The following is a 17,531-nucleotide window of genomic DNA, read 5'->3' as shown; positions in this document are numbered from 1 at the left end:
CCGCGACTAGTGGAGAAAGTGCATCGAGCGTGGTGAGTCGTGTCCACCCGAGCCTGATCTGCGTGGTCGAACCGATCGCAGGGCCGACTCGGCCCTGCAGTCGGTGGATGGGAATGGACTCCCGCTCGAGCGCTACTTCGGCGGTGCGGGTTCGTCCCCGTCGAACACGTTAGCCGACCGATGCATTTTTGTAACGGACGCGCGATAGCTGGTCTACGGTAGGCGTCCGATGACCAACTAATTTCTCTCCCGACTGGCGCGCGTTTCGACCAGTCAGGCTGCCGTATCGCGTTCGACCGACACGCCGACAGCGACCAGCAACGTATGAGTCTACCGTCACGAGACGACATCGACGAACAGTACCGATTCGACCTGACGCACATCTTCGCGACGCCTGCCGAGTGGGACGACGCCGAAGCGACGCTGCGAGAGCGACTCGCCGCGCTGGAGTCCCGATCGGCCGAGGAACTCCGCTCGGTCGACGACCTCCGCGGGCTGCTCGAACTGACGGCGGAGTGCCACCGACGAAAACAGCGACTCGAACTGTACGCGATGCTCAGTGCGAACGTCGACACCGAATCCGACGCCGCAGCGACGCGGCAGCGTCGTGTCCGCGACCTCGAATCCGCGTTCGAACCGACCGTCGCAGCCGTCCGCCGTCGACTCGGGGAGACGGACGATCGACGGCTCGACGACCTCGTCGACTCGCTCGAGGGGTACCGTCGATACGCGGAGTCCCTCCGCCAGCAGGCTGCCCACGTCCGGGAGCCCGCGGTCGAACGCGTGATCGCCGACCACGGCGAGGTACGCTCCGCGCCGACGCGGATCCTGCGAGCGATCAAGACGGACGATTTCGACCCGCCCACTGTCGAGCGACCGGACGGAGAGACCGTCGCCGTTCGACCGGGGAATCGACGGTCGGAACTGTCCCATCCCGATCGGGACTATCGCCGCCGCGTCTACGACGCGTACTGGGCCGAGTTCGATCGCTTCGAGGGGACGTACGCCCGATCGTACGCGGAAAAACTGTCCGCCGCAGCCACCGACGCGGCGGTTCGGAACTACGCGTCCGTTCGCGATCGCGACCTCCGCGGGACCTACCCCGAGTCGGGGCTCGAGCCGGCGATTCCCGGCACGGTTCACGAAACGCTCCTCGAGGCGATTCGATCGACCCTCGACCCGTTCCATCGCGCACAGCGACGCCGTCGGGATCGGCTCGACGTCGACTCGCTTCGGCCGTGGGACCTCGACGTGTCGATCGCCGACCCGCCTGCCCCGGAGATTCCGTACGAGGACGCGCGAGACCACATCCTCGCGGCGCTCGCCCCACTCGGCGAGGAGTACGTCGATCGGGCGCGATCGTTCTTCGAACAGCGCCGAATCGACGTGTTCCCCACGCAGGACAAACGGACGGACATCCCCGCGTACTGTCCGTCCTCGGCGGCCGACGGCGCGTTCGTGCTCGCGAACTATCGCGGGGACGTCCGTACGATGTTCTTCCTCTGTCACGAACTCGGCCACGCCCTCAACGTCTCGTTCCACCGCGAGGGAGCGACGCCGTACGCGACGTGTCCGACCCCGGTCTCGGAGGTGCCGTCGATCCTCCACGAACTCCTGCTCGTGGATCACTGTCTCGAGGTCGGCGGACCGCTCGCGGCACACGCTCGGAACCGGTTCCTCGAGTGCATCGGCGGCAACCTCTTCGACGGGACGATGCACTCCGCGTTCGCTCACCGGCTCGTAACCGCGATCGAGTCCGGGGAAGCCCTCACCGCAGCCCGAATTCGGGAGGCGTACGCGACACTGCTCGCGGAGTTCCGACCGATCGTCGACTACGGGGACCGGGCCGGGCGAAACTGGCTCGGAACGGGGCTTCGCGAGCCGTACAGTAGCTACCAGTACGTCCTCGGTGCGACCGGCGCGCTCGTCGTCCGCGATCGACTTCGCGACGGGACGCTCGACCCCGGGACGTATCACGCGTTCCTCCGGAACACGGGGCGGGAGCCACCGATCGACCTGTTCGACCGTCTGGGCGCGCCGGTGGCGACTCCCGAGCCGTACGAACGGGCGGCCACTGCGTTCGACGAGTATCTCGAGCGGGTATAGGTCACCCACCACAACCAAGTATTTCTCCTGGGCGTTTGCTGAACACGTATCGATCGTCGTCCGCCACGTCGTTTCGCCGATCGACAGCGAGGGCGACCCGGAACTGTCAGTCGGCGCGATCGAGGCTGGACTCGCTGCGGCACGCGAGTTGCTCGACCGCACCGAAGCGGTGCAGGAGCGTGGCAACTGACCCCCTGTCGGGACGCAGGTCCTGCGCTCGTGTCGGTACGGGTGTCGTCGATCGCTAGCGCCCCGCTTCGGCATGCCCGGCGATCGGGGGCGTTTTCGTAGCGTTTTTGAGCGTTACCGGGAAATCGGGGGGTATGACTGCTCCCTGGGACGACTGGAACCACGTTCTCAAACTCGATCCGGACAAGGAACTCCCCGAGGGAATCACCTACGGCGACCTCTGTGCGACCGGGACCGACGCGATCGAGGTCGGCGGTACGATGGGGATGACCGAGGAGAACATGACCGCCGTCATCGAGGCCTGCGCGGAACACGACGTCCCGCTGTACCAGGAACCCTCGAACCCGAGCGTCGTCGTCGACAACGACGCCCTCGAGGGGTACCTCGTTCCGACGGTGTTCAACGCCGGCTCCCCGTTCTGGATCACCGAGGCGCACAAGGAGTGGGTCCGTCTCGACGACGACCTCGACTGGGAGCGGACGACGCTCGAGGCCTACATCGTCATGAACCCCGAGGCCGACGTCGCGGAACTGACGGAAGCAAACTGCGACCTCGCGGCGGACGACGTCGCGGCCTACGCGACGGTCGCCGAACGGATGTTCGGCCAGGAGATCGTCTACGTCGAGTACTCGGGGATGTACGGTGACGTGGACGTGGTCGCGGCGGCGGGCGAGGCCGTCGACGACGCGACGCTGTTCTACGGCGGCGGCGTCCACGATTACGACTCGTCGTACGCGATGGCCGAGCACGCCGACGTCGTCGTCGTCGGTGACCTCGCCCACGACGAGGGCGTCGAGGCCGTCCGCCGGACGGTCGAGGCTGCCAACGACGCCTCCCGTTAGTCTCACTCCGTTCTCGATCTCAAAAATATCAACGGCCTAAACTGTTTTGCGTCTCCATCGCTAATTACTGTCGTATGAGTCTCCTCGCGGAGTTCGAGGCGGTCGCTCCCGACTTCGTTCTCGGACCCACGCTGTCGGCGATACCGTCGCTCGAGGTAGAACTCGAGGACCAGTACGCCCTCGATCCCGACCGGCCGCTCGCGGTCTGCTGGTTTCGCTGCGACGACCCCGAGCGCCTCGATCCGACGCTGGACGGTGACGGAACGATCGACGAGTTCGAACGGATCGACGAGGGGGACGAGTGGTTCCTCTACCGGATCCGCCGCAGCGACTCGGGCGTCGTCGACGCGTACCGACAGTGGGTCGCCGCCGGCGGCGAACTGCTCGCCGGTCGCGCCAGGAACGGCCGGTGGGAGATCGAGATGCGGTTTCCCGATCGGGACACCTTCAGCAGCTACCACGCGTTTCTGAAAGCCGAAGGCGTGACCGTCGAACTCCGCCGTCTCGCCGACGGCCCGCGCCCCGATCGTCACGACGGTGACGAACGGGCGACGCTGACGGACTCCCAGCGGGAAGCGCTCCGGATCGCCCACGAGCACGGCTTCTTCGAGGTCCCACGCGAGACTGAACTGTCGGCAATCGCCGACGCCCTCGGGATTTCGGACCAGGCCGTCAGTGAGCGACTGCGTCGCGGACAGGCCCGACTGATCGAGGAGCACGTCGTCTCGGACTGACCCTGATCGGATATGGGGGCGACGAGAGCAGAGAGGCGACGAGATCGGGACGATCGCCGCGTCCCTGGCCGTGGGTTGCTACCGCTGGTGGGCCCGTCCGAACTCGGTTCGTCATTCTTATTCAGTGCGGTGACTTCGGACGGATGATGGCAACGCAGTCACCCGCACGACCTGAACGCGGTGAACCGGGATCGTCCGGAATTGCCCGCGAGGGTGCGGCCAGAGACGGCGTCGATCCGACGAAGGTGCCACCGCTGGAGCACAGTCCCGATCCGACGGCGCTGGATGATTCCTTCGGACCGATCACCGCTGGCAACCATCCTGATCGCGGGATCGCAACCGACGACCCGACCCGGGGCAGCGTCGACGGCGACGGCGACGGAACGATCGGCCCGGCCCACCAGCGGACGGACACCCAATGAAATTCTGCCACGACTGCGACTGGTTCGCGGCTGTCGAGGAGGGCACGACGGAACGGGAGCGATCGAAACTGGCGCTCGAGCACTTCGTCGAGACGGGCCACTCGATCGACTCGAGCGAGTCGGTCGGCAGACCGATGCCGCCGGCGATCTGTGAGGAACTCCTCCTCCGCGAACTCCTCCCGTCGCCCGATCGGAAGAACTGAGACGGCCGATCCGGCGTTCGCGCGTTCGTCTCGTCGTCCCGGTCCGCGAACCGTCGTCGAACGGCTACTGTTCCGTGACGAGCGTTACGGTCCCTCGACGAGCGCTCGGATATCCGGCAGTACCTCGACGACGTCGTCCCGACAGATCACGTCGGCGACGCCGTCGCACGGCGTCCGATCGAGGGTGACGATCCCGACGGTCGCACCGGACGCGGCGGCCAGTCGTGGGAGCGACGCGGCGGGTTCGACGACGAGCGACGAGCCGATCGCGAGGAAGACGTCGCTTTCGCGGGCGAGCGATCGGGCGCGCTGGATAACTGCGCCGGGGAGTTGCTCGCCGAAGAGCACGACGTCGGGCCTGTAGATCCCGCCGCAGTCGCACGTCGGCGGGAGTTCGCCGTCCGCGGCGCGATCGAAGATCGGCTCCGCGGCGGTCCGGGTTCCGCAGTCGGCACAGCGAACGCGTCGGGCGTTGCCGTGGAGTTCGAGGAGCGGCAGGTCGTCGCCGCCGGACTCGTCTGCGGAGCGGTCGGCGACGGACGCGGCCGCGTCCCCGTGGAGGCCGTCCGTGTTCTGCGTGAGGATCGCGTCGAGGTGGCCGTCCCGCCCCAGTGCCGCGAGGGCCTCGTGGGCCGCGTTGGGTGCGAATTCGTCGCCGAACAGTTCTCGCTGCAGGTCGAGTCGATCGGCCCAGAAGCCCGCGGGGTCGGACCGGAACCGACCGTAGGTGAACTGCCCCTCGTCGAAGCGCTCCCAGACGCCGTCGTCGCCGCGGAACGTCGGGACGCCTGAGGGGGCGGAGATGCCGGCTCCGGTGAGAGCGACCGCGGTCGCTCCGTTGCCGATCGCGTCGGCGAGTCGCTCGAGGTCGTCCATGCGAGTCGATTGTGGCTGCTCGGTGAAAAGCCCGGATGACACCGTCCGATAGCCGCGGCGCGGCGTCGCCGCTGTTCGACTACTCCAGTGACGTGGCGTACGCCGTGGCCAGTCTCGCTTCGATTCGCCGCAGGTGTTCGCCGACGGTCCCCGTCGCGAGATCGAGCGTCTCGGCGAGTTCGCGCTGGGTCGTCTCCCGCGGCACCTCGTAGTACCCCTCGCGGATGGCCACCTCGAAGAGTTCCCGCTGGCGCTCGGTCAGGTCGGGCGTGGTCCGGTCGACGTCCGGATCGTAGCTGCCGAGTCGCCGGAGGTCGAGGTCGACCCCCTCGGGGAGGTCCGCGACCGCACGCTGGATCGCTCGACTCGAGCCGATGACCGTGAGTTCGAGCCCGCGGTTACTCCCGCCCTCGACGTACTTCAGGGGCCAGTCGACGACTATCTCGCGTCGCCAGAGGATCGACAGGAAATCGCCGACGAGTCCGACGGTGCGACACTGCACGTAGGCGACGCCCCGATCGTCCTCGCCGGCGACGTCGTGTTCGATGGTCTCCGAGGACGCTTCGAGCAGCGTTCGCGCGCGTTCGAGGTCGCCGCGGAGTTCGAGTAGTTCGACGTAGCGCTCCCCGTGGACGGGATGTACGTACCGGATCGCGTCGATCGTCACCGCGTCGCTCCCACCGAAGATGTCGGCGATCGGGTTGCCGCGGTCGTCGTCCCACGACAGTGTGACCGTCGCGGCCCTCATCGCGGCCCTCCGCGGGTCAAACGGCGGGCCCCACCGCGTGCAATCGGTCTGTGCGCGTCCATACGGAGACCGTGTCGACCGATACTTAAGAACCCCGAGCGTGCTCGGCTTCAGGCATAGGTGTCTCGCGCCCCTCGGGTCGACTGCAAAATGAGCAGCGATACCCCCGCTATCGCCGACGATCGACCGCCGGGTCCCGACGGACTGCCGTTCTTCGGCAATCAACTCGCCTTCCTCCGTGACCCGTACGGCTTCATGACGCGAACGGCCCGCGAGTACGGTGACATCGCCCACTGGGAGGACCCCGGTGGGCCGGTGTTCCAGCTCAACCATCCCGACTACATCGAGCAGGTACTCGTCCAGAACAACCAGAACTACGTCAAGGGGGCCCGGTTCCAGAACGTCCTCGGCCCCGTCACCGGCGACGGCATCCTGAACAGCGAGGGGGCGGTCTGGCGGCGCAACCGTCACCTCATCCAGCCCGCGTTCAATCCCGGCCGGATCGAGGAGTACGCCTCGATGATGACCGAGTTCATCGAGGAGGCCCTCGAGGGCTGGGCGGACGGCCAGACCCGGCTGTTCCACGAGGACATGATGGAGGTGACGCTGAAGATCGTCGCCCGGGCGCTGTTCGGCGTCGACATCGACGATTCCGTCGACACCGTGGGCTCGGCCCTCGAGGAGTTCATGCTGGCGTCCGAGAGCCTCTCGCATCTGGTCCTTCCCCCGAACGTTCCCACGCCCTCCCGACGGCGTATCCAGCGTGCGCGAAAAGACCTCGACGCCATCGTCTACCGGCTGATCGAGGAGCGGAAAGCGGACCCGACCGACCGGGACGTCATCTCGAAACTCCTCGAGGTGACCGACGAGAACGGGAACCGCCTTTCGGACGAGCAGATCCGCGACGAGGTCGTGACCCTGTTGCTCGCCGGCCACGAGACGACGGCGCTCTCGCTGACGTTTACGGCGTATCTCCTCGCGACGAACCCCGCCGTCGAGCGGCGACTCGTCGACGAACTCGAGACGGAGCTAGGGGGCGAGACGCCGACGATGGCGGACCTCTCCGATCTCTCGTACACGGAGCAGGTAGTCAAAGAGTCGATGCGCCTCTACCCGCCGGTTCCGGGGATCGTCCGCGAACCGGTCAAACCCGATATCATCGGCGGCTACGAGATCCCGGCGGGTGCGACCATCCGGATGCACCAGTGGGTCGTCCACCGCGATCCCCGGTGGTACGACGATCCGCTGGCCTTCCGCCCGGAGCGGTGGACCGACGAGATGGAGTCCGACCTCCCGAAGCTGGCGTATTTCCCGTTCGGGGCGGGACCGCGACGGTGCATCGGCGATCGCTTCGCGATGCTCGAGGCACGGCTCATCCTCGCGACGATCTACCAGCAGTACCACCTCGAACTCGTCCCCGGGACGGATCTCGACCTGATGGCGACCATTACTGCCCGGCCGAAAGACGAGATCCCGATGACGGTGCAGGAACGCTAGTCGAGGTCGTCGGCCTCGAGTTCCCACCGGGGCGACGCCCCGAGAGCGACGTCGTCGACTGCCGCCCGGAGATCCGGTTCGGTGTGCCAGGTGCGACAGCGACCGTCTTCCTCGAACCGGCGAAACAGTGCGAGGTGGACCCAGCTGTAGGACGGTTCATCGTCTCTGGACGCGAGTTCGTCCTCGAGAAACGCCGTCAGTTCGTGTTCGGTCACGTCGATGCCGTCGTCCCGCGCGGTGGCGATCAGGCCCCGGAGCTCCGCTTTCCGCTGGCCGTCGTCGAGGTCGTCCGCGAACGCGACGTGGCGAGCGATCTCGAATACGTCGTCTTTCGTCTCGAAGCGCCGGCGCCCGAGCCCGTAGTAATCCCGCGGCAGGACCACGGTCCGTCTGAAACAGTGGTCGTGACGGAGCAAGCCGAGTTCGACGGCTTCGCCGCCGGAATCCTTCTCGTAGATCGCGACGTTCCGATCGGCGAACTCGGTCAACAGGTGGAACTTGATCTCGAACTCGAGCGGATCGGTCCGGCCGCGACCGATGGTGAGCCCGAGCGGCGGGGTGTCCCCGAGAACGACGGCGGTGGCGGTCGTCGGTTTGGCGAGTTCGTACTGGGAGATCCGCAGGGACCGGTGGTAGCTCCCGCGATAGCTTCCGAAGACGACGTAGGCCGTGTAGCCGGCGGCCTGCAGCTGTGGGAGTTCCTCGTTCACCCACGTCCGAATGGCCGTATAATCCTCACTGGGAAGCTGTACGTCCGCGAGCGCTCGCTGGAGCGCAGCGTGTACGCACCGCCGATCGTCGCCAGGGGACATCTCTATTATTTTCCAGCCGTCGTCACCTAATGAACGTTTCCAATACGTCGGCTATTTCGAGAATAACCGTCACGGTTCCCCCGAAACACTTACCGGGCTGGCTGCGGTAGTTTCGAGCGAGATGAGCTATCCGCACGCCCCCGGCGATCGGGCGACGTCCGGACGGGGTCCCTCCATCGATCGCGTCTTCGACGTAGAGGACGGGGCGCCGTACGAGACCCAGCGGACCGTCCAGCGGTATCTCTCCCAGGAGACGCGGCACAACCTCCTGCAGGTGATCCTCGGCCACCCGCGACACCTCGTCTCGGTCACCGAGTTCGACTACTACGTCCCGAAGAGTCGATCGACGATCAGCGAACAACTGGCCGACCTGGCCGACCACGAAATCGTCGCGAAATACCGCCACGAACCCAACGCCGACCGGCGGGACGTCCCCGCCGACTTCTGGAGCCTCACGGCGTTCGGCGTCGAACTGCTCGAGGAGTACAACTACCTGCGGGGCCAGCCGATTATGCGCGCGGCCCACGACGCGACCCACAAGACGGAGACGGTCCAGCGCCACGAAGACGCCCCGCGTCCACCCCTTCCGGAAGCGGTCGGCGAGGCGCTCGAGTACGACGAACCGGACCGAGACGACCCGCCGGTAGAAACGTCGATCGCGGAACTCCGCGAGGAGACGTTCTACGCTGACGCTGCCCCTGCCGATCCGGCCGTGCTGAACGAGGACGGAGACGGCGATCGGACGCTGGACGAGTTGTTCTGATCGTCCTGTTGTGCAAATAACGGCAGTGTAGTCGATGATTCGAAAGTAGTATCGAGACCAGGCCCGGTGTGTGAATCGTCGCGGTGACTTCCTTCGTTCGCACCATTCGTGTGAGCGTCGTTGGTGAGACCGTCGGCACCGTCGCTATAGTACGTCGTCGAACCAGTCGAAGACCATCTGGTTCATGATACTCAGATTCCCCGCACCCACGTGCGCGTTCGCGCCCTTCCGCCGGAAGAATCTTCACCGCCACTTCCGGGTGGTCGATTCGCTCGAGCGCTTCGTCCTGCCAGCCGCCGACGACGTCGGAACTCCCATTCCCACCGTTCCCTTTTCGGACGCGAACGATTGCGCTTAAGTTCCGGCGACGGAAATCGAGTGGTATGCAGGACAGAACGTATACTGCCGACGCCGAGCCGGGCGACGACGTGACGGTCGCCGGCTGGGTCCACGAGATTCGAGACCTCGGCGGGATCGCCTTCCTGATCCTCCGGGACACCACGGGCAAGATCCAGATCAAGTTCGAGAAAGACGAGATGGACGACGCCCTCGTCGAGACCGGGCTGGACGTCTCTCGCGAGAGCGTCGTGAAGGTCTCCGGTGTGGTCGAGGAGGAGCCCCGCGCGCCGACGGGCGTCGAGATCACGCCCGACGCCGTCGAGGTCGTCGCGCCCGCGGACCCCGAACTGCCGCTCGATCCCTCGGGGAAAGTCGACGCCGACCTCTCGACGCGACTCGACAACCGGACGCTCGACCTGCGCAAGGACGACGTGCAGGCGGTCTTCGAGGTCCGATCTGAGATCCTGCGTGCGGTCCGCGAGCAGTTCCGCGAGTTCCGCTGTACGGAGATCAACACGCCCAAGATCGTCGCCACGGGGACCGAGGGCGGCACCGAGCTATTCCCGATCACGTACTTCGGCGAGGAGGCCTTCATGAACCAGTCGCCGCAGCTGTTCAAGCAGCTCATCGCGGGGTCGAACATCGAGCGCGTCTTCGAGATCGGTCCGATCTTCCGCGCGGAAGAGCACAACACGCCCCGGCACCTGAACGAGGCGACCTCGATCGACTTCGAGGGGGCGTTCTGTGACGCCGGCGACGCGATGGACGTCGCCGAGGGAATCGTCAAAGCCGCCTACGAGGCGGTGACCGAGAACTGCAGCGAGGAACTCGAGGCGCTCGGCCTCGAAGACGAGTTCGCGGTTCCCGAGGGTGACTTCCCCCGCATCAGCTACGAGGAGGCGATCGAGCGCATCAACGCGACGGGCGAACTCGACGAGCAACTCGTCTGGGGCGACGACCTCTCGACGGAAGCCGAGAAGGCGCTCGGGCAGGACGTCGGCGGCCACTACTTCATCACCGACTGGCCCAGCGAGATCAAGCCGTTCTACATCAAGGATCACGACGACGACGAGCAGCTCTCGACCGGCTTCGACCTGATGCACCCGCGCATGGAACTGGTCTCGGGCGGCCAGCGCGAACACCGCCACGAGCACCTGATCGAGGGCTTCGAACAGCAGGGCCTCGATCCCGACCAGTTCGAGTACTACACGAAGATGTTCAAGTACGGGATGCCGCCCCACGCCGGCTTCGGCCTCGGCGGCGAACGGCTCATCATGACGATCCTCGGCCTGGAGAACATCCGCGAGGCCGTTCTCTTCCCGCGAGACCGGCAGCGGCTGAGCCCGTAACCGGTCCGCTCACGGGGCGTAGATTCCGATCGGACGAGGAGACACGTTCTCCGGCCGTAGTCGATACCGGCCGTCGGTCCCGTCGTCGACTCCCGGCGAGACGCGGCTCGAGGCACGCATGACACACCGACGCACACTCGGAATCGCACTCCTGACCGTGGCGCTCGTCGTCGCGCTCCTGGCCGGCGGGCTCTTCGTACTCGGCGAGATGTTTTACGAGGACAGTTATTCGAGCGAGTACAACTACGACGTCCGGATGGAGACGAACGGGACGCTTTCGAACGCGACGGTCCTCGTCCCGGTACCGGTTCAGGACGGCGGGGTGACCGTCAGTGGCGCGATCGACGACGGCGACTACTACGCACACCCGGAGGCGTTCTCGACCCGGATCGTCGAGACCGATCGCGGACCGATGCTCGAGATCAGCGTCGACGAGTTCGTCGTCGAGCCCGAATACTACCGGGTCGTCGAAGACGGCGACGTGGGTCGGACGGAACGGATCGCGGCCGACGAGTACGACCCGGACGATCCCGACACGTTCGTGCGGGACCGCCAGTCCTACGAACTGACGCTCCGGATCGAGAGCGACGACTCGATCGAGACTCGCGATCCCGTCGGTACGGAGCCGATGCTCGAGCCGCGCGTCGACGTCACCGAGACGACGTGTCCCGACGGGGCGGAACGCTGCTACGAGTACGCGGGACTCGTTTACGCCGAGTACGACGCCGATCCGGCCACCGAGGTCTCGATACGAGTCTCCCACGGCGGCGAGAACTCTTGGTGGGTCGGCGGCTGGAGCGGAAACTGGTACGCAGACGAGGTCGACGCGAACCTCGTCGGCCCGCAAGCGGACTGGATCACTGCGAACGGTGAACTCGAGGCCGGACGGGGATCGTACCGGTAACCGGCAGTCGGCGGATCGCGCCGACGCCGGTCCGCCGCTCACCGCCGCTCGACCACGGTCCCCTCGGCACCGACGGCGATCGATCGATCGGGGCCGATCGCGACGCCGTGGAGCGGCCCGCTCGCGCCCGTGAAGACCCGCTCCCAGTCAGCGGTCGGATCGGCCCGATCGTAGACTGCACCCTCGTCGTCGGTCGCGACGAGTCGATCGCCGTGGCGGGCGAGCGCCGACAGCGCACCGTCGGTGATCCGATCGGGCGTCCACGTACTCCCGTCGTACCGGTGGACGACGCCCGCGTCCGTGCTGACGTGGCACGCTCCTCCCTCGCCCGCCGCGACGTCGGTGAGCGTCCCGTCGGTCCCGTCGACCCCGATCGCGTCGTACGTCTGCCCGCCGTCGTCGGTCCGGAAGACGCCGTCGTTCGTGTCGCAGCAGTAGCCGATCGCGTCGTCGAGCAAATCGACGCCGCTCAGGCTGGAGCCACTCCCCGGCGTCTTGGGGCCGTCCCACGCGAGGTCGCCGTCCCGGTAGCGGCCCCGGATCACTTCTCCCGAACCGTTCGCGAGGAGGATCGTCTCGTCGCCGGTCGCGCCCGCGACGGCCAGTCCGGTCAGGTTGTCCGTTCGATCGGCCGGGGCGGAGTGGTCCGCGTGTCGCCCCGTCGTAATCTCGACTCGTCCAACGGCGCCACCGTCGCCGGCGACCCAGGCGACGTCGCCGTCGGCCGTCGCGTCGACCGCTCGAAGGTCCTGTCCCTGCGCACCCGGGCCGTCCTCGAGAGCGGGATCCCAGTCGTCGCCGGCGGCCACGAGCACCGCGCCACCGTCCCCGACGGCGACCGCGCCGCCGTCAGCGATCGCGACGTCGGCGAGTGTCGCGTCCGTCGGCACGTCGACGGGCGTCCAGTGCAGGTCCGCTTCGCTTTCGTCCTCCTGTTCGCCGATCCCGGGCTTCTGCCCGCCGACTTCGAGTTCCTCCTCACCGGTCTCGGGTCCCAATTCGTCAGGTTCGGGCCCTCCGTCGTCCGTTTCAGGTACGCCCTCGATCCCGGACTCCCGGTCGATCGCCTCACCGTCGGCCGTCGGCTTGGGGTCCCGTCCGTCGGTGGAAGCGGCGTCCGGGGGCGTCGCCGCCGGAGGATCGACTCGCTCGCTCGCGCCGGAATCCGTCCCGAAATCGGTCTGATCGGCCAGTGCGGCCTCGGTCGGCGATCGAGATTCGTCACCGCCCGTCGCGGTCGGGGCCTCGGGGCCGCGCGTCCGCGAGAGATAGAGCACGATCGGCGGCACGACGTAACTGGCGATCGCCAGGACGACGAATCCCCGGTGGACGATGGTGAGCGTCCCGAACGCGGTGAGCCCGGCCGTCGCGACGGCGTGCATCCAGGTCTTCGTGTACCGCCTGAAGAACGCGCCGAAGCCGCCGCTCTCGGACCGGGTCGCCATCCTGTCAGACTCCGCCGGCGATCGATCGATCGGGCGATCGACCCGGACGTTCGTCTCGCATCGCCGGTGTCGACGCGGTCACGACCGTAAACGTGTCCTGTCCGTCCATCGACTCCAACTGGGATTTCAGGAGGGAAAAGTAACGACCCTGTGTGTGCCAGAGCGAGACCGGAGCGGCGAACCTATAGGATTATATCGGCCGAGACGAAAACGGAGGCTAATGCGCGAGGAGGCGACGGCGTTCGTTCCGGGGCACATCACGGGCTTTTTCAGTGCGCATCCGGCCGAGGATCCGACGAAGGCTGGCTCCCGTGGAGCGGGACTGACGCTCACGGACGGGGTCGAGGTCACCGTCGAACCCGCCACGGAATCGGACCCGACAGTCGTACTGGACGGCGAACCGATCGACGTCGAACCGGTGACGACGGTGCTCAAGGCCCTCGATGCACCGGCCCACGTCGAAGCCGAGTCGGACCTGCCGATCGGTGCTGGATTCGGCGTCTCCGGGGCGATGGCGCTCGGGACGGCACTCGCAGCGAACCACGTCTTCGAGCGGAAACTCTCGCGAAACGAACTGGTGACGATCGCTCATGGCGCGGAGGTCCAGGCCGGCACCGGTCTCGGCGACGTGGTCGCACAGGCCCACGGCGGCGTACCAATTCGGCTCGAACCCGGCGGCCCGCAGGACAACAAACTCGACGCGATCCCCGCCCGCGCACGTGTCGAATACGTTACGTTCGGCCAGTTGTCGACGGCGGAGGTGCTCTCCGGCGACACGGACCAGTTGACGGCCGCCGGCAAGGAGGCGCTCTCCCGCGTCGTCGAGGAACCGACGCTCCTGTCGTTCATGTACGCGTCCCGGACCTTCGCCCGCGAAGCGGACCTGCTCACCGAGGACGTCGTCGGATCGATCAGGGACGTCGCGGCGGTCGACGGCCAGGCGTCGATGGCGATGCTCGGCGAGACGGTGTTCGCACTCGGTACGGGGCTGTCCGACGCCGGCTACGAACCGGCGGTCTGTGCGACCCATCCCGCCGGTGCTGTCATCAAGTGAGTAGATACGCCTCTCCTATCAGACTGAATATGGGCCCGTCACGTCGCGACTGTGACTGCGTCGTCACACCTCGCGTGACAGTCTGTGATCGATGACCCGTCGGTCGCTGGACCACTCGGGTGTCGTCTTCGCCGCTCGAAATTCGGTTTTTCTCGGCAGACTTCGGTTCTTTCGACCGTCGCTCACGCTGGACTGTCACATTCACTGAATCGAAGCCTCGCGTCGTTTCCCAGATGAATTATATGACAGGAATGGAAACGATTGCCGAAACTTTATTATATTCCGTTCCAGTTATCGTGGCAAGCTTTGGAAATGTCCTTCAAGACTGACCTTCATCAAGACCTGTTTCGGTTGTACGAACGATACGTCGGCGAACCCGACTCAAAGAAGGACGTATACGGCTACTGGCTGTTCATTCTCGGCTACGTCATCGGTGCCGCGGGCGTGTTCACGTTCGTCCTCGGCTACGCGGGGAACGCCGACTCCTATACTCTGATCAGGATATCCGGCGTGACGGCCGCGACGGGACTCGCGTTCTGTCTGTTCGGGATCGTACTCATGTTGCCGGTCCGGCGACGCGGTATTCAGGCAGGGGCGCTGGGACTGGCTGTCGCCCTGGGAGGCGTCGTCTTCTTCGGATACGCCTATCCGTACAACTGGCGGGAACTCGGGGCCGACTACAGCGTCGAGGTGATCACGGTATACACGATCGGTATCGGGATCATCGCGGGCGTGACGGCACTCGTTCCGATCCTCACGGGGCGGAAAGGGATGTTCGTCGAAGAGGAAGGCACGACCGAAGACCCGCCGATCCTGACCGGCGACGCGCTCGAAGGAGCCCAGTTCGCGGTCTTCCGGGACGAGAACGGTGACTGGACGTGGAACGTCCTTCACCTCGAGGCGCTCGCGGGAACCGAGAGCAGCGCCGTCACCCGCCCCGACGCGCGGGAGGGGATCGAACGCGTCAAGTCCCAGATCAGTTCCGCCGGTCTGATGGAGCTGACGACCTCGGCGTTCCGCCTCTACGAGGGCCGCGACGGCACCTGGCAGTGGGCGCTCGCCCGCGACGACGGCAGCATCGTCGGCACCTGTGCAGGCGAGTTCGACCAGCGAGACGCGGCCGAGAACTCGGTGAGCTTTCTGAAGGACCGGGGCCCGAAGGCCGACGTCATCGAGATCGACGACGCTGCCTTCACCTACACCGAGGAGCGCGACCAGTGGTTCTGGAAACTCGTCGACGACGAGCGAAACCCGCTGGCCGCGGGCGAGGACGGCTACCACACGCAGGAACGCGCCGAAGAAGCCGCCCGGACGTTCGCCGAGCGGTACGATCAGGCGCGGCTGCTCGACATCGAGCACGTCGGCGTCGAACTCCACGAGCGAGGGGACGACTGGACGTGGCGGATCGTCGACGACGCGGACGACGTCGTCGCGACCTGTACCGACGCGTTCGGCTCGCGACGCGGCGCGGAGGAGGCCGCCGAGGCGCTGCTCCCGGAACTCGGATCGGCTGCGATCACCGTCGCCGGCGAACCGACCTACGAGCACTACCAGTCCCGCGACGAGTGGCACTGGCGGCTGGTCGACGAGAACGAACACGTCGTCGCCCAGTCTCCCGAGGGGGTGGCCGATCACGACGACTCGGAGCGACGCGCCGAGGCCCTCCAGACGAACGCCCGCGACGCGGACGTCGCCGAGATCGAAACTGCGGAGTACGAGGTGTTCCCCGCGGCCCAGAAGCTGACGTTCGACGAGGACGACGACCTGTCGATGAGCGCGAACGACCAGTCGGTGGTCACCGACGGCGGAACGGCCGCGGCCGACGGCGAGGACACGACCGAGTGGCAGTGGCGACTCGTCACCAGCGATCGCGAGATCATCGCCGGGAGCAGGGAGCCTTGCGGCAGTCCCGAGGCGGCGGAGGACGCGATCGATCGGGTCCGCGAACAGGCCAACGAGGCGGACCTCATCGAGTTCGAGAACGCGGCGTTCCAGGTGTACGAGGCCGACGACGGCGAGTGGCGCTGGCGGCTGATCGACGAGGACGGCAACGTGCTCGCCGACAGCGGCGAGGAACACACCTCCCGGAGCGAGGCCGCGGAGGCGATGATGACGCTGAAAGAGCAGGCTCCCGACGCGGAACTGCTCGAGATCGAGACCGCGGCGTTCGAACTGTTCGTCAACGAGGACGACGAGTGGGGCTGGCGGCTGATCGACGAGGGCGGCAAACTCGTCGCCGAGGATCCGTCGACCCACCCGACTCGCGATGACGCACGCGAGGCGATGAACCGGCTGCTCGAACACCTCGACTCGAACGTTCGAACGATGGATCGGGCCATCTTCCAGCCGTACGCGGACGACGATTGGCACTGGCGGTTCGTCCTTCCGTCGGGCGAGACCGTCGCCGTCGAAGGCGAGGAGCATCCGACTCGCGACGAACTGGTCGACAGTATCGACTCGATCCGCGAGGCGGCCGCGTCCGCCCAGGCCTACACGGTCGGTGACGTCGCCGTCCAGCTCTACGGCAGCAACGAGTGGCGGTTCCGGCTCCTCGATCGGGACCGCGAGGAAATCGCCGACGCGGACGGCTCCTACGCCGACCGCGACGCCGCACTCGCGGCCGTGGAAGAACTCACGGCCCACGCCGACGAGGCCCCGATCTTCGCGATCGAAGAGGCCGCGATCCGCCTCGACAGCAGCGAGGGCTGGACGTGGGACCTGGTCGATCGGGACCGCGAGGTCATCGCGAGCGGCGTCGGCACGGCGTCGAACAAGGAGGCGGTCATGTCCGACATCGAGACCGTCCGCGATCTCGCGCCGATCGCCGGCCGCGTCGACTTCGACGTCGCCTCGTTCGAACTGGTCGCGGACGAGGACGACGAGTGGCGCTGGCGGCTGCTCGACGAGGACGGCCGGACCGTCGCGACCGGCAACGAGAGCCACGTCTCGAACGAGGCCGCCCGCGAGGCGATCGAGGACGTCCGCTCGCTGATCGAGAAAGCGAGCATCCTCGAGATCGACAGCGTCTCCTTCGAACTCCACAGCGCGGAGGACGAGGACGGCTGGGTGTGGCGGCTGGTCGACGAGTACGGCACCTCGATGGCCGAGAGCACCCAGACCTACGAGGCCAGAACGGAGGCGCGCGAGGCGATGAACAACGTGAAGGCCCACGCGCCCGAGGGCTGGATCACGTTCACCGAGTGATCGCCTGACCGCGACGGCGCGAATCGATTCCGACGACTCTCGTT

General features: G+C 66.6%; 15 protein-coding genes. 11 read left to right on the top strand and 4 right to left on the bottom strand.

Going from position 1 to position 17,531, the window contains the following annotated elements:
• Positions 1 to 324: 324 nt before the first annotated feature.
• The 5 genes from MUG98_RS14330 (at position 325) to MUG98_RS14310 (ending at position 4,496) form a co-directional block, all read left to right on the top strand.
• The gene (locus tag MUG98_RS14330; protein ID WP_265108125.1) at positions 325 to 2,106 is read left to right on the top strand and encodes a M3 family oligoendopeptidase; all 1,782 of its coding nucleotides are present in this window, start codon (positions 325 to 327) and stop codon (positions 2,104 to 2,106) included.
• A 323-nt stretch (positions 2,107 to 2,429) separates the two neighbouring features.
• Positions 2,430 to 3,137, top strand: a complete 708-nt coding sequence (locus tag MUG98_RS14325; RefSeq protein WP_265108124.1) for a phosphoglycerol geranylgeranyltransferase — start codon at positions 2,430 to 2,432, stop codon at positions 3,135 to 3,137.
• A 74-nt stretch (positions 3,138 to 3,211) separates the two neighbouring features.
• On the top strand, positions 3,212 to 3,871 hold the full coding sequence (locus MUG98_RS14320; protein WP_265108123.1) for a helix-turn-helix domain-containing protein: 660 nt from the start codon (positions 3,212 to 3,214) through the stop codon (positions 3,869 to 3,871).
• 146 nt (positions 3,872 to 4,017) lie between these two features.
• Positions 4,018 to 4,293, top strand: a complete 276-nt coding sequence (locus MUG98_RS14315) for a hypothetical protein (protein WP_265108122.1) — start codon at positions 4,018 to 4,020, stop codon at positions 4,291 to 4,293.
• Positions 4,290 to 4,496, top strand: a complete 207-nt coding sequence (locus MUG98_RS14310; protein ID WP_265108121.1) for a hypothetical protein — start codon at positions 4,290 to 4,292, stop codon at positions 4,494 to 4,496. The genes MUG98_RS14315 and MUG98_RS14310 overlap by 4 nt, the downstream gene beginning before the upstream one ends.
• Before the next feature lie 84 nt (positions 4,497 to 4,580).
• On the opposite strand, the gene MUG98_RS14305 is transcribed toward MUG98_RS14310, so the two are convergent.
• Both MUG98_RS14305 and MUG98_RS14300 read right to left on the bottom strand, forming a co-directional pair.
• On the bottom strand, positions 4,581 to 5,372 hold the full coding sequence (locus tag MUG98_RS14305) for an SIR2 family NAD-dependent protein deacylase (protein ID WP_265108120.1): 792 nt from the start codon (positions 5,370 to 5,372) through the stop codon (positions 4,581 to 4,583).
• 79 nt (positions 5,373 to 5,451) lie between these two features.
• Positions 5,452 to 6,120, bottom strand: coding sequence for a helix-turn-helix domain-containing protein (locus MUG98_RS14300; RefSeq protein WP_265108119.1), 669 nt, complete (start codon positions 6,118 to 6,120; stop codon positions 5,452 to 5,454).
• Between the two features lie 150 nt (positions 6,121 to 6,270).
• Between MUG98_RS14300 and MUG98_RS14295 the strand changes: the two genes are divergently transcribed.
• Complete coding sequence (locus MUG98_RS14295) at positions 6,271 to 7,617, top strand: cytochrome P450 (protein WP_265108118.1); 1,347 nt, start codon at positions 6,271 to 6,273, stop codon at positions 7,615 to 7,617.
• Here MUG98_RS14295 and MUG98_RS14290 read toward each other — a convergent pair.
• A complete protein-coding gene (locus MUG98_RS14290) occupies positions 7,614 to 8,429 on the bottom strand; it encodes a DUF8170 family protein (protein WP_265108117.1) in 816 nt (271 codons plus the stop codon). The genes MUG98_RS14295 and MUG98_RS14290 overlap by 4 nt on opposite strands.
• Positions 8,430 to 8,550: 121 nt before the next feature.
• On the opposite strand from MUG98_RS14290, the gene MUG98_RS14285 reads away from it, so the two are divergent.
• The 3 genes from MUG98_RS14285 to MUG98_RS14275 all read left to right on the top strand — a co-directional run bounded on the left by MUG98_RS14285 (position 8,551) and on the right by MUG98_RS14275 (position 11,784).
• A complete protein-coding gene (locus MUG98_RS14285; protein WP_265108116.1) occupies positions 8,551 to 9,192 on the top strand; it encodes a hypothetical protein in 642 nt (213 codons plus the stop codon).
• Positions 9,193 to 9,575: 383 nt separating this feature from the next.
• Entirely contained in the window at positions 9,576 to 10,880 is a 1,305-nt protein-coding gene (gene aspS / locus MUG98_RS14280) for an aspartate--tRNA(Asn) ligase (protein WP_265108115.1), read from the top strand.
• A 118-nt stretch (positions 10,881 to 10,998) separates the two neighbouring features.
• Positions 10,999 to 11,784, top strand: coding sequence for a hypothetical protein (locus MUG98_RS14275; protein WP_265108114.1), 786 nt, complete (start codon positions 10,999 to 11,001; stop codon positions 11,782 to 11,784).
• 38 nt (positions 11,785 to 11,822) lie between these two features.
• On the opposite strand, the gene MUG98_RS14270 is transcribed toward MUG98_RS14275, so the two are convergent.
• The gene (locus MUG98_RS14270; protein ID WP_265108113.1) at positions 11,823 to 13,229 is read right to left on the bottom strand and encodes a WD40/YVTN/BNR-like repeat-containing protein; all 1,407 of its coding nucleotides are present in this window, start codon (positions 13,227 to 13,229) and stop codon (positions 11,823 to 11,825) included.
• A 220-nt stretch (positions 13,230 to 13,449) separates the two neighbouring features.
• On the opposite strand from MUG98_RS14270, the gene MUG98_RS14265 reads away from it, so the two are divergent.
• Positions 13,450 to 14,283: a pantoate kinase gene (locus MUG98_RS14265; protein ID WP_265108112.1), complete on the top strand. Its 834-nt coding sequence runs from the start codon at positions 13,450 to 13,452 to the stop codon at positions 14,281 to 14,283.
• A gap of 312 nt (positions 14,284 to 14,595) precedes the next feature.
• Positions 14,596 to 17,487 (top strand): DUF1508 domain-containing protein, encoded by a 2,892-nt coding sequence (locus tag MUG98_RS14260; protein WP_265108111.1) that lies wholly within the window; start codon positions 14,596 to 14,598, stop codon positions 17,485 to 17,487.
• The last annotated feature ends 44 nt before the right edge of the window (positions 17,488 to 17,531 follow it).

The organism is Halosolutus halophilus (assembly GCF_022869805.1).
GTDB classification, from domain to species: domain Archaea; phylum Halobacteriota; class Halobacteria; order Halobacteriales; family Natrialbaceae; genus Halosolutus; species Halosolutus halophilus.
The sequence above is the reverse complement of the archived record's forward strand: the minus strand, read 5'-3'. Positions and strand labels throughout refer to the sequence as shown.